Source organism: Methylobacterium sp. E-066, assembly GCF_022829635.1.
Taxonomy (GTDB): domain Bacteria; phylum Pseudomonadota; class Alphaproteobacteria; order Rhizobiales; family Beijerinckiaceae; genus Methylobacterium.
On record NZ_JAKSYO010000124.1, the window covers coordinates 1 to 377 of the forward strand.

Genomic DNA, 377 nt, shown 5'->3' on the forward strand with positions numbered 1-377 from the left:
ATGCCAGCCAGACCGAGGCGATCGCGCGGCAATCGGCCAAGGATGCCGAGGCCAGCGGGGTCGCGGTCGGGCAGGCGGTCGACGCCATGCAGACCATCGCCCAGAAGATCACCATCGTGCAGGAGATCGCCCGCCAGACCGCGACCCCGCTGCCCTCGGCATCCTTGGCCGATCGCCGGGCCAGCGGGCAAGGATGCGGAGGCCAGCGGGGGCGCGGTGAGGCAGGGAGTCGACGCCATCCAGACCATCCCCCCGAGGATCACAATCGTGCAGGAGATCGCCCGCCAGAGCGGTCTCCCGGGCAGCACGGCCGGATTCGAGGCGGTGCGCCGCGGCAACCACGCACGCCGCCTGGCGGTGGGGGCGGCCTGCTCGGT

At 72.7% G+C, this 377-nt stretch carries 1 pseudogene; it reads left to right on the forward strand.

From position 1 onward, the window contains the following. Window positions 1–200: pseudogene (locus tag MKL20_RS33270) on the forward strand (methyl-accepting chemotaxis protein); the annotation flags it as partial. Window positions 201–377: the final 177 nt, after the last annotated feature.